Annotated in this window: 10 protein-coding genes; 5 read left to right on the top strand and 5 right to left on the bottom strand. The window is 57.3% G+C overall.

Annotated elements, in window-relative coordinates:
• Positions 1–8 precede the first annotated feature (8 nt).
• The 5 genes from ACI3K0_RS20010 to ACI3K0_RS19990 all read left to right on the top strand — a co-directional run bounded on the left by ACI3K0_RS20010 (position 9) and on the right by ACI3K0_RS19990 (position 7418).
• Complete coding sequence (locus ACI3K0_RS20010) at positions 9–1304, top strand: ABC transporter substrate-binding protein (protein ID WP_404946067.1); 1296 nt, start codon at positions 9–11, stop codon at positions 1302–1304.
• 126 nt (positions 1305–1430) lie between these two features.
• Entirely contained in the window at positions 1431–2318 is an 888-nt protein-coding gene (locus ACI3K0_RS20005) for a carbohydrate ABC transporter permease (RefSeq protein ID WP_148144254.1), read from the top strand.
• Entirely contained in the window at positions 2315–3238 is a 924-nt protein-coding gene (locus tag ACI3K0_RS20000; RefSeq protein WP_148144255.1) for a carbohydrate ABC transporter permease, read from the top strand. Before ACI3K0_RS20005 ends, ACI3K0_RS20000 begins: the two co-directional genes overlap by 4 nt.
• 15 nt (positions 3239–3253) lie before the next feature.
• On the top strand, positions 3254–4417 hold the full coding sequence (locus ACI3K0_RS19995) for an ABC transporter ATP-binding protein (RefSeq protein ID WP_206827681.1): 1164 nt from the start codon (positions 3254–3256) through the stop codon (positions 4415–4417).
• A 769-nt stretch (positions 4418–5186) separates the two neighbouring features.
• Positions 5187–7418 carry a methyl-accepting chemotaxis protein gene (locus ACI3K0_RS19990; RefSeq protein ID WP_404946066.1) on the top strand — a complete coding sequence of 744 codons (2232 nt, stop codon included), beginning with the start codon at positions 5187–5189 and terminating at the stop codon, positions 7416–7418.
• A gap of 408 nt (positions 7419–7826) precedes the next feature.
• On the opposite strand, the gene ACI3K0_RS19985 is transcribed toward ACI3K0_RS19990, so the two are convergent.
• The 5 genes from ACI3K0_RS19985 to aspT form a co-directional block, all read right to left on the bottom strand.
• Positions 7827–8261 (bottom strand): DUF2721 domain-containing protein, encoded by a 435-nt coding sequence (locus ACI3K0_RS19985; protein WP_148144258.1) that lies wholly within the window; start codon positions 8259–8261, stop codon positions 7827–7829.
• A 617-nt stretch (positions 8262–8878) separates the two neighbouring features.
• Positions 8879–10813, bottom strand: coding sequence for a mechanosensitive ion channel family protein (locus tag ACI3K0_RS19980; protein ID WP_206827684.1), 1935 nt, complete (start codon positions 10811–10813; stop codon positions 8879–8881).
• Positions 10814–10961: 148 nt separating this feature from the next.
• A complete protein-coding gene (locus ACI3K0_RS19975) occupies positions 10962–11408 on the bottom strand; it encodes an ion channel (protein ID WP_206827686.1) in 447 nt (148 codons plus the stop codon).
• A 68-nt stretch (positions 11409–11476) separates the two neighbouring features.
• Positions 11477–13183, bottom strand: a complete 1707-nt coding sequence (locus ACI3K0_RS19970) for a SulP family inorganic anion transporter (RefSeq protein WP_206827687.1) — start codon at positions 13181–13183, stop codon at positions 11477–11479.
• A gap of 89 nt (positions 13184–13272) precedes the next feature.
• Positions 13273–14964, bottom strand: a complete 1692-nt coding sequence (aspT, locus tag ACI3K0_RS19965; RefSeq protein ID WP_404946065.1) for an aspartate-alanine antiporter — start codon at positions 14962–14964, stop codon at positions 13273–13275.
• Positions 14965–14998 lie beyond the last annotated feature (34 nt).

Genomic DNA, 14998 nt, shown 5'->3' with positions numbered 1-14998 from the left:
AGGAGACCATGTTCAAACGAAAGACACTTGCGGCGCTGACATTCACAGCGCTTGTTTCACTTACATCTGCGGCTTTTGCCGAGGACGCGTCGATCCGTTTCGCCTGGTGGGGTAACGAAGCACGCGCCGCAAATACACTTAAAGTCATAAAGCTTTTCGAGGAGAAAAACCCGGGCATCACTGTGAAAGCCGAATATTCCGGCTATGATGGTTACCAGACACGCCTGAGCACTCAGTTTGCCGGCGGAACTGAACCGGACGTCATGCAGGTACTACTGGCCTGGCTGCCGATGTTCTCGAAAAAGGGCGACGGCTTTGAAGACATCAACAAGTTCTCCAGCCTGATCAATCTTGAGGAATTCCCCAAGACCACGCTTGAGCAGGTAAGTATCAACGGCAAGATGCAGGGCGTGCCGATCGGCTCGACCGGCTTCCTGTTCCTGTACAATAAGGAACCGTGGCAGAAGGCCAAAATCGACTATCCCAAAATCTGGGACGAGTTGTTCGAAGCCGGGAAACTGATGCGCGAGCGTCTAGGCGACGATTATTACCCGCTCGATCCGACCACACAGGGCAGCTTCCTGATCTCGCTGTCCTGGGCCATGCAGAAATACAATGTAAACTTCATCGATCCGGACGAACCCAAGGTGTCGATGAGCGAGGAACAGGTGGCCGACTGGCTGCGCTTCTTCAAACGACTGGAAAACGAACATGTTCTGGTCAGCATCAAGGCGCGTACCGCCATGGGCGGTGCAAACAAGCCTACATCGCAGATGCCCGACTGGGTGGAAGGTAAGTGGGGCGGCGTCTATTCGCAGGATTCAACGCTGACATCGCGCGCCGATACCCTGACCGGCGGTCTCGATCAGCTGGAAGTCGGCCCTTACATCATGCTGCCAGACGCCAAGACAGCGGGCACCATGAGCCGTACCGGCTTCATCTATTCGATCAGCAAGCACAGCAAGCAGCAGGAGGCGGCGGCGAAATTTATCAACTTCCTGACAACGGATGCGGAAGCCGCCCGCATCATCGGCACGTCACGCGCCATCCCCGCCTCCAAAACGCAATGGGATGTCCTGACCAAGGAAAATCTCATCCCGCCGATCCAGAAGATCGGAACAGGTCAGATCATGGAGCTCAATGAGGAGGGACTTGTGCCACGCTTCTCGCTCTATTTCGAACATCCGCTGATCTACAAGCTTCTGTTCAATACCTTCGAGGAGCTTTCTTTCGACAAGACCACACCGGAGGAAGCTGCGCCGAAGCTGATCAAGGAAGCCACCCGGATACTGTCCCGCCTATAGCGCGACAAGGGTCACCGGCCCGTGAGGCCCGGATGAGCCCGACCTTTCCGGAAGAGTGCGACGGCTGCTGTCGGCGCACTCACCCTTCCACGCGGCCATCGGCCGAACATTTCTCAGGTGATGCGGATGTATGAAAGCAAACGCCTTGGCTATCTTTTTGTGATGCCCTTTATTCTGGGCATCCTCGCCTTCAATCTATTCCCTTTCGCGGCCTCGTTCGCGTTGAGCTTTACCGACTATCCGCTGATCGGATCGCCGACCTATATCGGGCTGGAAAACTACGAAAAGATGGTTTTCGACGATGATCTATTCTGGAAGTCGCTGACGGTTACGGTGTCCTTCGCCCTCATCGTCGTTCCGGCCCGGCTGGCGGTCGCGCTTTTCATCGCGCAGGTGCTGAACTTCAAGCTGCGCGGCATCAATTTCTTCCGCGCCGCCTATTACCTGCCTACCATTCTCGGCGGCTCGATCGCCATCTCCGTGATGTGGAAGTTCCTCTTCCAGCAGAAGGGGCTGGTCAACATCATCCTCGATACCGTCGGCATCGATCCGATCCCGTGGCTGGCAAATGAGCGTTATGCGGTCTGGACCATTGTCGCGCTCAACACCTGGCAGTTCGGCGCCGCCATGGTGATCTTTCTGGCCGCGCTCCAGGGTGTGCCGAAATCGCTTTACGAAGCAGCCGAAATCGACGGTGCATCCTTCTGGCAGCAGTTCCGCAGTGTCACCCTGCCGATCATCACGCCGGTCATCTTCTTCAACATGATCATGCAGATCGTGAACTGCTTCCAGGAGTTCAACGCGCCTTACATGATTACCGAAGGCGGCCCTCTCTACTCCACTTACTTCATGGCCATCTACATCTACGACGAAGCATTCAAATATTTCAACATGGGCTACGCCAGCGCCCTGTCCTGGGTCCTGTTCTTCCTGATCGTCGCGATTGCAGGCGTCCTGTTCTGGTCCTCGAAATATTGGGTCTTCTATTCAGGGGAAAAGGAGAAAGCGCGATGAGCAGTGACACAGTCGCAACCGCGCTGCCGAAAACGCGAATCCCGTCGAACGCGGAAGTGCTGCGCACACAACGCAGGGAGCGGATTTCACTCGCCTTGCGCTATCTGATACTGGGAAGCGTCGGCTTGCTGATGCTTTATCCATTATTCTGGCTGCTGGGAGCATCGTTCAAATCGAACCAGGAAATCTTCACCACGATCTGGTTCCTGCCGCGTGACCTTACCCAGTTGCTCGATTTCAGCGCCTATTACAATGGCTGGATGACGCGGACCGAGTTTACCTTCGCAACCTACTTCCTGAACTCGTTCCTCATCGTCATCCCGCGGGTCATCGTCACGCTGATTTCGTGCACGCTGGTGGCATATTCCTTCGCACGCTTCGAATATCCGGGGAAAAAGTTCCTGTTTTCCATCATGATCGGCACCATGCTCCTGCCGCCGATCGTGTTGCGCGTGCCGCAATATCTGATGTTCAAGGAACTGGGCATGATCGACACCTATTGGCCGTTGATCCTGCCATCGGCCTTTGCCGTCGATACCTTCTTTACCTTCCTTGTCGTCCAGTTCCTGCGCGGCACGCCTCGCGACATGGAAGAGGCGGCGATCATCGACGGCTGCAACGCCTTGCAGCTTTTGTGGCACATCGTCGTGCCGCTTTTAAAACCGGCGCTGATCTCGGTTGCTCTATTCCAGTTCATCTGGACGATGAACGACTTCATTGGGCCACTGATCTACATTTCCACCGTCGAGAAATACCCTGTGTCACTCGCGCTCAAGATGAGCATGGACGTCAGCGGCGAAGTCGAGTGGGCCAATATTATTGCAATTTCCATCGTAGCCCTGCTGCCGTCACTGACCGTGTTCTTCCTGGCGCAGCGCTATTTCATCGAGGGCGCAACCTCGAGCGGTATCAAGGGTTGAGGAGAAGGAGCCATCATGGCTAGCGTTAATCTCGAAAAGATCGTCAAGACATATCCCAACGGTTTCGAGGCCGTGCACGGTGTCGACCTTGAAGTGCGCGATGGCGAATTCATGGTCTTTGTGGGCCCGTCCGGCTGCTCGAAAAGCACCATTCTGCGCATGATCGCTGGGCTGGAATCGATTTCCGGCGGAGAACTGAAGATCGGCAATACTGTCGTCAACAACCTGCGCGCCAAGGAGCGCGGGATTGCCATGGTATTCCAGAACTACGCGCTTTATCCGCATATGAAAGTCTATGACAACATGGCCTTCGGCCTGAAGCTGGCAGGTCTGCCCAAGCAGGAAATCCACGAACGTGTCACCCAGGCCGCCAAAATGCTGGAAATGGAGCAATTGCTCGATCGCCTGCCGCGCCAGCTTTCGGGTGGTCAGGCGCAGCGCGTGGCTGTCGGCCGCTGCATCGTCAAGCGGCCGGAAGTGTTCCTCTTCGATGAGCCGCTCTCCAACCTCGACGCCAAGCTGCGTGCCTCGATGCGCGTGCGTCTGACGGAACTTCATCGCGAGTTGCGTGACCGGGGACAGCCATCGACGGCAATCTACGTGACCCATGACCAGGTCGAGGCAATGACCATGGGCGAACGCATCTGCGTGCTGAAAGACGGCACGATCCAGCAGGTGGACACGCCGACGACGCTCTATGATCGTCCCGTCAACGCCTTCGTCGCCGGGTTCATCGGCTCGCCCGAAATGAACATCCGCCCGGCAACGGTGGTGGCGCGCGACGGCGGGTTGGGCGTTGAGATGGGCGATACGATGCTGCCGCTTCCCGCTGCATATTCCGATGCCCTTGGCAATCGGATCGGCCAGAAGGTGCAGTTCGGTATTCGCCCTGAAAATATCGGCACGCCACGCAGCATTTTTGCTGCGGGATCGCAGGAACGTGCTTCCGTCGCCAATTGCACTTTCCGCCTGCGCGAGCATATGGGCAACGAGGTCTATACCTATTTCGATCTTGGCGGCCACGAGTTTGCCGCCCGCGTCCCGACCGATTTTGCCGGCGAGATCGACAAAGCAGAACGTGGCCAGACGATCCCACTCGGTTTCGTGATGGACAAGGCACACATATTCGATGCGGATACCGGATTGAATCTGACGCTAAGCGCATTGCAACCGGCATAAGCTACCTGGCTTGACAGGTAACACCTGCGCCAAAGGACGCAGCACACACCTGTCAGCTGGAGCCGCGCAACATAAACCGCCTTCCCTTGAATAGGATCGGCGGTTTGCTGCAGCTCGAAGAAGCCCGGCGCGCAAAGACGGATCTGGAAAGCTCATGGTTCTGAAGCGTGAAGTCTCTGTTTTAGCTGTCAACTGCCCTTCAGAACGCCTTTGCCGCAGCACACATCTGCGCTGAACCGCGGAACTACATAAGAAGATCGTGAATCTGACCATTACTCCCGGTGGTTTTCCTGCCGCGACCTTGCCTTTCCGGGCGCTGCCGCAACGCTTTGTGTCGCGTTCCTGGCCTCATTGAGGCCAAGTGAGAGGCAGCGGGAGCCATCGAAACCTTGGTCCTTGCGCTTGTTTCAGCCAATGACTTCATTCCGTGATGCCTGACATTGTATTCCAAGAACGTCTGCAGTCCTCCTACGACAGGAACTCGGGAAACGCTCGGCTGTCGCCACGACTTCGGATCATCTGTAAGTAGTCGATAGGGCACGCGGTAATCAAACCTATGCGCACACCCTCCATCACCCGCATGCCGAATGTTGCGCCGCACAACAAATACGCACAATAATTCGATCGATACGGGCGTGAATTAGGAAAGATTTAGTCAATATTGAACATTGATCTTGTAATGCGAGATCGCCTTGATCGCGCGGAGGATATTGGATCGGCGTGTGCAAGGGGAATTGCGTTCCGTGCCGGTCTCTTTGGGGGCATTGCAATGAAATTTTCGGTTCGAAACATACTCGTCACCGTGTTTGCGGTTCTCAGTTTCGCAGTTATGGGTCTTATGTTGCAGCAGCTGCTGCGACAGATCGAAACCCAGCGCGTATCCACCCAACTGGCAGGCTTGGCCTCGCTCGATAAATCGCTGTTCGATGCGCTGCTCGGCATGCGCGGCGAACGCGGCGCCATCAGCTCAGCCGTCAAGCTGGAACCGGTGGATATGGCCTCCACCCGCAAGAATATCGAGGATGGCAGACGTGATCTCGATGCCGCCTTCAATGATACCAAATCAATCATCGACAGGGTCGAACCGGCGAGCCTGAAGATCAGCCTCGGCCCGGTTCTCGAAAACTACCGCAAATGGCTGGATCTTCGCGCGAAGGTGGATGCAGGACTCGCCCTTCCGGTCAAGGATCGCGATGCCAGTGTCGGAAAGAACGCACTCGGCCTTGCCGACCAGATGCTCGTCGATCTCGAAAAGGCCTCCTATCAGGTCGAAGCGGTCATCAATGCTCGCGGGCCTGCCATGATCATGTTCACGCAGCTGCGTTCGCTTGCCTGGACCTCCCGCACGCAGCTCGGTACCGCCAATTCCTCGATCGTTGGTGCCATCATTTCCAAGCAGCCGCTTTCGGCAGAAAAGCTGGCCGAAATCGCTGTGCAGGACGCCCGCGTGTTTCTGGCCTGGGACGTGATTTCGCAGATTGTCGCAAGCGACACGACGCCGGCCGCCATCCGCGATCTGCACAAGGTCGCGCAGAACACCTACTTCTCCGGCGCCTACGCCGAACAGAAGTCGTCCGCCATCAAGCAGTTCCAGGCCGGGCAGCCCTTTGCCATGAATGTCGATGACTGGCGCAAGCCCGCCGGCCCGGCGCAGGCATCGCTTGCCGATATCGCCTCGGCATCGCTGAAGGAAATGACGGCTCTGACCGGTGCCAATGCGGCCGCGTCTACACGGTCGATCGTCATCTATGGCGTTGCCACGCTTCTTGCTCTTGCGCTCGCCATCGTCGGTTTCACTACCATCATCTTCCGTATCGCCAACCCGATCACCGCCCTGACCGGCGCCATGCGCACGCTCGCCGCCGGCGATCTCTCCGCCAAGATCGATGGTGCCACCCGCAAAGATGAAATAGGCGACATGGCCCGCGCCGTCGAGGTTTTCCGCGAGGCCTCAATCCACAATCGCCAGCTTGAAGAAGAAGCAATCGGCTCCCGCCAGGCGGCCGAAGCCGAGCGCGTTGCCTTCCAGAAACGCGCTGAAAGCGAAGCCGAAGCCCGCCTCACCCAAGCGACTTCCGGCCTCGCCTCCGGCCTGCGCCGTCTTGCAGCCGGTGATCTGCTCTGCGAAATCGAAGAGGAGTTTTCCGAGCAGTTCGAAGCCCTGCGCCACGATTTCAATAGCTCGATCCGCCAACTGCGGACTGCGCTGGAAGGTGTCGCCAAGTCGGCACTGACGGTTCGCAGCGGCAGCGACGAGATTTCCACTGCCTCGGACCAACTCGCCAAGCGCACCGAACAGCAGGCCGCCTCGCTGGAAGAAACGGCAGCGGCGCTCGAACAGGTTACGACAAACGTCAAGCAGACGTCGGAACGAGCCTCCGAGGCTCGCGAGATGGTTCGCCATGCCAGCGCGCGCGCAAACTCCTCCAGTTCGGTCGTATCGAACGCGATCGATGCAATGAGCAAGATCGAGGCAGCGTCCACACAGATAGGCCAGATCATCGGTGTCATCAACGACATCGCCTTCCAGACCAACCTTCTGGCCCTTAACGCCGGTGTGGAAGCTGCCCGTGCGGGCGAAGCGGGCAAGGGATTTGCGGTCGTTGCTCAGGAAGTCCGTGAACTCGCGCAGCGTTCCGCCAACGCAGCCAAGGAGATCAAGACGCTGATCGGCAATTCGGAAGCCGCGGTCACGCAAGGAGTGGCGTTGGTCAACGATACCGGTAACGGGCTGAACGAGATTGCGAATCTCGTCTCCGCCATCAACCAGCACATGGACGCGATCGCCCTCGGCGCGCGGGAACAGGCATCGGGTCTGACTGAAATCAACACCTCGGTCAATCACATGGACCAGGTAACCCAGCAGAATGCCGCCATGGTGGAAGAAATGAATGCCGCCGGCGCTGGCCTTGCTGATGAAAGCGGCCGCCTTTCAGAGCTGCTAATGCGTTTTGAGATGCGTCAAGCAGCTGTCCAAGGCTCAAGAATGCGCGCCGCCTGATGAAATGAGTTCCGCAACTGTATCGTAGGTCAGGAGAGCCTCAATGCGTTGCGCTCATCCACGAGCGCAACGCGACATGAACAGAAAAACACCGTGGATCCGACTTCAAGTAATGCCCATTTTCGGCCGAAGGAAAAATGATGCCGCACGCAATCATCCCGCCGACGACTCCACTCAAGACAGCTTCGGGCCATCCACCTAGTCGCGATGTACGGAAACGCTGCGAAATGGCCAGCGCACTCGTGGTTTCAAGCTCAAGCTATTGATAAGACCAGACCAGGCTTTGTGCCAGGTTCGTCAGTGAGACCAGCTTATCCGAACAGCACCCGAAGTACGGCGATATCCAAGAGATTGTGGTGCGGTTCGTGAGCAAGCCGAGACGGGGATTGGCGTGAAAAGCTCAGCTGGCTAGCGCCGCTCGCGGATTTGCTGGAGCATACTCCTGCCCGCATAAACAAGCTCCAGGAGGAACGCGAGCAGCGAGAGCATCAGACAAATGATCGCCCCGCCAAAAAGCCATGGCAGGTTTTCCGGTCGAAGCCGAATGGAAAGGCCGCCTGCAAGAAGATTAAGGATTGCGGCACAAGTACACAAACCCGATACCACTCCAAAGATAACTGCTACCTCCAGAATAAGCGTGCGACGGCTCAAATAGGTTATCCATTGCACCCCTCTATCTCCCAAGTCGGGTTTGTCCCCGACTTCATTCAGGCGGTCCGCAACTCTGCCCAGTCGCAGGCTGTAGATACTCACGAATGCTGCGGTCCCGGCAAGCAGAAATACAGGAGCCAACGATGTCTGAATTATCCCTGCATACTGGTTGATGATGGGTGGTGTATCCATAATTTCCTCCTCGTCCAGGCATCGTCCTCGCTGAGAAGTTCCGGAGCCCTCTTCGTCCACCGGGGCAACAACCTGAAGCAATAGAAAAATGGTAGGGCAGACCGGAAGCCTTGGCTATCCTGCAGTCAAGCCGGCCAATGCAATTTGCGTACGACCCCGCCAAGCAAAGCTGGGCCTTTTCGGAACGCAGTCACTCTATTGGGTCTCTCGACCAGATGGAGCTTGGCATTTCGGCAAAATCTGGCTGGTGAAGCGACAGCCAAGCTCTATCGCCTCAAGCGCCGCGCCTCGGTTGCTATCGGCAGGATCACGTCTAAGTCTTTCCAACATCTCGATCAGCTTCAGGATCGGCCCGGACCACCGCATTTTGGACTCGTCGTCCGACATTCGATACGCTTCAGCGATATCTCGAAGCAAGATTCCCAACACCGCTTGACGTTGTCTGTGAGAAAGATTGCTCCACAGCGCCTCAACATCTGTTTCCCGAGCGATCACAATCCGTTACCTCGCAGACAAACCCGAAATCATTGCCGGTTGTGTCTCGCCTCCACCACCAAAATCACTGGCTTCCTGTTTCATTCCTGATTGACGCCCGTTCATTCAGAGCGGCCTCGTATTTATGGCGGGCTTCCATCGATGGTTGCGGCTAGCTGCGTGTGCTTGTTCAATGCCTGTAATGCCGCCGCTGACGCATTGCCCGCAGCCCCCTCTCCTCCGACATTCACCGTTGGCTGTGCGAACTGAATTCCGTTCGAGACGAAAGCCTCACGCAACAAAAGGTTTGCACGCCTTCGAATGAAGGACTGCATCGGAGAAGGCTTGAGCGTCATCCCGAAACTCAGCACCATTCCGTAATCGCCGAATTCCTCGACGCCCTTCATCTTCAGGGGCTCGATAAAGATTGGGCCGAACTCGGGATCCTCCAGCATCGTGGCACCGATCTTTTTCGTCAATTTCCGCGCCTTCTCGACATCGGCGTCGAAGCCGACGGAAATGCGGAATTTCACCACACCCCAATCCCGGCTCATGTTCTCCACCGCACCGAGTTCGCCGAATGGGACGGTAAAAATAGGCCCCCGGTGGTGCCGGAGACGGACAGACCTGAGGCTGAAGCCCTCGACGGTACCCTTGTAACTCTTCGCCTGAATGTATTCTCCGACCCTGAACGCGTCGTCGAGCATATAAAAGACACCGCTGATAACATCCTTCACCAAGGTCTGTGACCCAAAGCCGATCGCAACCCCGAAAACCCCTGCTCCGGCGATCAGCGGGCCGATCTCCACCCCGAGTTCCGCCAGGACGAGAAGCACGGTTATCGTCAGGCCGACCGCCGCCAGCGCATTTCGCAGTATCGGCAGCAAGGTGCGTAGACGACCGCGGCGCGACGTTTCCTGAGCTGTTAAACCTGCATCGTCACTTGTGACGAGCTGTCCGTCGATCCAGGATTTTGCCATGTGCCACAGAAGATCGGCAACAAGCACGACTGCGACACTTTTCAACAGCCCATAAAAGACCGCCGAGAGCGCAGGATCCCGCTGCGCAAGCCCTTCCGGATTCATCTTCCAGACAAAGACGAGCCAGGCCAAGGCAACGACGATGATCGCGGCACGCGCGCCGCGTGTGATAAGCACGCTACGCATCCCTGTGGCATTCGGCACCAGACGCAGTGCTGCCTTTCCCACGGACTGGAGGGTAGCAGGCAGGATCAGCGCAAAAAACCCGATCCAGAAAAGCCCCTTTAATCCCAGACACCAAAGCGCCCAGATGACGACGATGGCAAAAGTCAACGTGAACCTACGTTGCAGGCTGCGCGTCCGCACCGACCAGACAGCTTCCAGCAGCAAGGCCAGAAGGAGGATCGAGCTGAGATAGGACAAGGCATCCACCACGTCCTGATCGATACCGATCAAGGAACCGGCGACCGAATTCGCGGTCGCCAGCACTGCGGCTCCCACTAGAAGCTGTGCCCGTATCAGGCCCTCCCTTGGGACTGCAAGCACAACCAATGCAGAAGCCAACCGAAAGCCCACGAAGGCAATCAGGTAGACGAGCAGAGCAACACGCACGAGTGGCGGCCAGTGAACGGCGAAGAATATGATGGCCAGCGGCAAGGCAAAAACGAAAACGGACAGCAGGCCGTAAACGCCATTGTCGGCATGTGACCGCATTCGGAGATAAAGCCGCTCGACAATCATTCCGACAAGGATAAGCCCGAAAAACATCAGGAAGACTGGTGCGTATCCGTTCGAGACAGCATCCCCCCTGACGCGTTTGGCAGCTTTCAGAACTTCGGTTGGGATCCGGGGGATTGCCGCGGCAATCCTGTCCATGCGGGCCCGGATGGCCGTTTCCCACGTCGAGATCAAAGGTTCGGAAGATGGTTTTGGAGGCGGCGTGCTTTTATCCTCGGCCCGCTTGATCCACGACTGGACCTCGGGATCCTGAAGCAGTGTTGTAAGCGCTTCGATCTTTTCGGGCAGAGGGGGCGCCGGCTGCGAATAGGCAGGCGCGGCGGCTAAAAGCAGAAACAGCGATAGCGCCAGCCACTTCATTATCCGTATGTCCTGGATAGCTACTCAGTAAAAGTTATTGTGCCGAATGATATCGCGGACCTTGCCTGCGTATACGTAGAATACCGTAACCTACTGGCGAGCCGTACGAACTGGCATGCCCTCTGTCGTTCATTGACACCGTAGATGTCTATCTCTGACCCGCCTTCGGCTCCTCACTGTCTTCAGAGAACCAGAGCGTTCCCGAAACCTTGAAAAGGAATGCTGTCGTCCAGCCGAAAAGGAGGATGCCATTCACGCCTTCGATTGCACTGCCGATCCTCCAGCCACCGGAAAGCGTGACGTCGCCATAGCCAATTGTTGCAAAAGTGACGGCCGAAAAATAGACGGCCTCCTCCATGCTTTCGAGCGCACCCAATGCCCGGTAGGCCACAGCCCAGATGAAGATTTCAAAAAAATGGGCAAAAACAAACCCCAAGACAAAGACGTAGGTGAGGCAAAGCCGGGCTATGCCGGATAGGTTTCGAGCATTTCTGACCGCGCCTATGCACAGGCTGTACAGACATGTCACGACCAGCCCGTGAATGATGATGGTGAAAAACAGTATGCCGGCAGAAAGAAGGATGACCATGAACATGAAGGATGCCCCGTTTCCTGTATAAAGTGCTGATCGGCAATCACATATTCGCGTTTCCGCTCCCTCTTTCAGCTATGATGCGGACCGGGCTTCATCGGGCTTGAGACAGGTGCCTCGATACTGTGCTGAAAGTGGCGAACCCCGTCATCCAACCGCTTGAACATGCGGCTTGTACCAAGTTTTTCAGCGAAGCCTGAGGCGCGGACATAGTCGAGTACATCGGGGTTGAGGCTCGCGAGCCATAATGTCACTCCCTGATCCGCGAGATTTCGATCGCTCGCGATTACCATCTGCATCGCGGAATATTCAATATCGAACACCCTGCTCAGATCCAGCAACAGGACCTTCGGCTTTCTTTGCAGTACTAGGTCGCGGATTCGATCGGCAACCTGCTGCACATTGGCAAAGAAAAGCCGCCCTTCCGGGCGCAGGATCAATAGCCCATCCACAATATTCTCTTCATCGTCCTTGTCAGAAACGGGCCGCAAAACCCTGTCTCCGCGAGCACGACCGATTACATGTATCCGTGGGTTTGCGGATTGGCTGGATAGGCCGAGCAAAGAGACGATGATAGCGACAACGATACCCTGGAGCGTGCCAAAGAACAGCACTCCCACCAGCGCAGCCAAGGCCCAGCGGAACTCCATCCTGCGAACCTGGAGTATACTCCTGAACTCACTGGGCCGGATCAGACCGAGTGAATAGACGATGACGATTGCGGAAAGCGCTGCTTGAGGCAAAAGCCCCAGCAGGGGAGCGAGCACCAGCATCGTCGCAACGGAAACCGCGGCCGTGACCAGTGAGGCGCGCTGGGTTTGCCCTCCGACTGCCCGTACGACCGCGGTTTGCGACGTCCCGCCCCCGGCTGGCATGGCACCGAAAAATGCGCCTCCGAGATTGGACGCACCGATCGCGAACAACTCTCTATTAGGGCGGATTGGAGGATCCGAAGAAATTGCGAAAGCGCGTCCTGCAGCCGCGGTCTCGGTGAAACTCATCAGTGCCACACCGATCGCCCCAGGCAACAGCATCATGATCAGATCGAGATTGGGCACGGTCACCGTTGGCAGCGCCCGTGGAATCTCGCCGATGATGGCAACTCCTCTGTCGCTCAGGCCCAACATCCATGAGGCGGCAATGGCGCCACCGACGACAGCAAGCGGCGCCGGAGAGTGAGGACGGATCCATTCTACCAATAACAACAGGAAAAGCGCCGTAAGTCCTACAATTGCAGTGATTACCGATGCTTGGGGAAGCTGTTCCACAAACGCCAATATGTCTCTGAAAAAGCCGGCCTTGGTAATATGAAGCCCGAAGAGCTTCGGCAACTGGTCCAGGATGATTACCAGACCGATACCTGCCTTGAACCCAGTCAGCACCGGCACCGAGATAAAATTGGCAACAAAGCCCAACCGCAGACCAGATGCAATGAGCAGCAGCGCGCCCGTCAAAGCCGTGAAGGTCGCGGTAGCGACGATGAGCTCGCTTGGATCCCCATCGGGTACAACTAACTGCAGCTCAGCTGCGGTCAGGATTGCGATGGTTGTCGTCGAGCTGACGCTCAACACCCGCGACGAACCGAGAAAGGCATAAATGATCATCGGCACGAATGCCGTATAAAGGCCGACGATCACGGGCAATCCGGCAACCGTCGCGTAGGCCATAGCCTTCGGCAGGACGACAGCTGCCGCCGTCAAGCCAGCGATGACATCTCGCCGGATGCCTCCTGCGGGGGACAGATCGGCAGTGCTGCCAGAGGATGATGGCCCGATCATCGTTACCGTTCCTTACAATCATGGCGGAAATTGCCTTTCTCCCGCCAAACCGGATATTCGCTCACGAGATCGTCCGGCATCGGTGATCCCTAACCTGCGATCACATTGACGATTACGCTTCCCCAGGTCGTAAGCAGGATGTGTCCGAGCGGCACTGCCGGCGTATACCCGAGCACCGCGACTGTGCTACCGGAACGTTCCTGAACTGCCGCCATGGCCGCCGTCATTGTCTGCGCCCCCGCAAGTCCGCCAAGAAGCAGGATGGGGTTCATCTTGAGGACATAGCGGCCGAAATACAGCCCGACGATCAATGGCGTTATCGTTACGATCATGCCTCCTAAGAGAAGACCCAATCCCGCTTCAGCAATCGCCGAGAAGAAGACAGGTCCGGCATGCAAACCGATCATCGCCACGAACGCCGAAAGCCCCAGGCCGGTCATCAGCGAGATACCAGCGTCCGGTATCCGGCCGAAAAGCGGGAAGCGCGTGCGCAAATGTCCGACCAGCAGGCCTGACAACAAGGCACCGACGCTGGTGCTGAGCGAAATCTGCATGCTGCCGACTGGAAACGTCACGATGACGCCGACAAGCCCACCTAGGAAAATCCCCAGTCCCAGAACGAAAAAGTCCGTCGTCTGCGTTGCGGATATGACTGTCCCGATTTGCCGGGCAGCTTTCTCGACCACCGCTTCCGGCCCGACAAGTCCAACAATATCGCCACGCTGCACGGTAACGCCGGGCGCGATCGGCACCTCGTTTCCACCACGGGTAACCCCCCGCAGGTAGAGGCCATGGGCGAGGTTTCCCTCTCCCAATTGTGTAATCGTACGCCCATCGAGATCGCGGTTGGTCAGTATGACGTCGGTGGAGACGACCGGCATATCGAGCAGAGCCTTGTCCTCGATCTCCTCGGCATGCGGACCGATCAATCTCACGAGCTTCGCGCGCTCCCCGGAGACGGCAAGAACATCGCCAGGAACGATCACCATCGAGGGTGTCGCATCGATCAGGGCATCGCCTCGACGCAGCCGATGAATGAACAGTCTCTCGCCCGAAGCCTGCCGTTCGGCGGCAGCGATCGAAAGACCCGCGACCAGTCCGTTTTCGGCAACCCGATATGCCCGCAACTCGAACCGACGCCATGCGGACGCCACCCCCTCGGATCGGCGGACGATACCCAGTTCACGTTCGAGTTTCAGCGCCTCGGCGGGCAGGTCGATCCCGAGCAGCCGGGGAGCGACGACACTGCAGAAAAGGATCACGCCTAAGGCGCCGAAAACGTAACATACCGCATCGGCCACAGCGATATGCGCCACCAGTCGTTCGCGCTCCGCATCGGGTAACGGCAATGCATTGATCGCCTCGGCGGCAGTGCCGATCGCCGGACTTTCCGTCAGCGATCCGGAGAGAAGACCAGCCGCGAAGCCGGGATCGAGATCCAGCAGCCTGGCGATAGTGATCGCCAGGCCCAGCCCGGTGACGGTGACCACCACGGCGAGCAGCATAGGCTTCAACCCGTCCCGCCTGATCGACTTCATGAACTGCGGGCCGACCGAATAACCTGTTCCGAAGAGGAAAAGGAGAAACAGGAAGGACTTTGCCATGGAGGCAATCGGCACATCGGCCAGTTGTCCGATCGCGATACCGGCAAACAGTGAACCGGTCACAGGCCCCAGGCTAAAGCCTGCAATCTTGAAGGTCCCGATCAGATAGCCGATGCTGATCGCGAGAAACACCGCAAGTTCCGGATACTTGATAAGGAATTGTTCGGTCCAGACCATTGAAAACCAGCCCTGTCTGTTCCCGGAACGCGCC

The sequence above is a fragment of the Rhizobium sp. ZW T2_16 genome, from assembly GCF_044987325.1.
GTDB lineage: Bacteria > Pseudomonadota > Alphaproteobacteria > Rhizobiales > Rhizobiaceae > Neorhizobium > Neorhizobium cellulosilyticum.
This window is presented reverse-complemented; position numbering and strand designations above follow the sequence as displayed.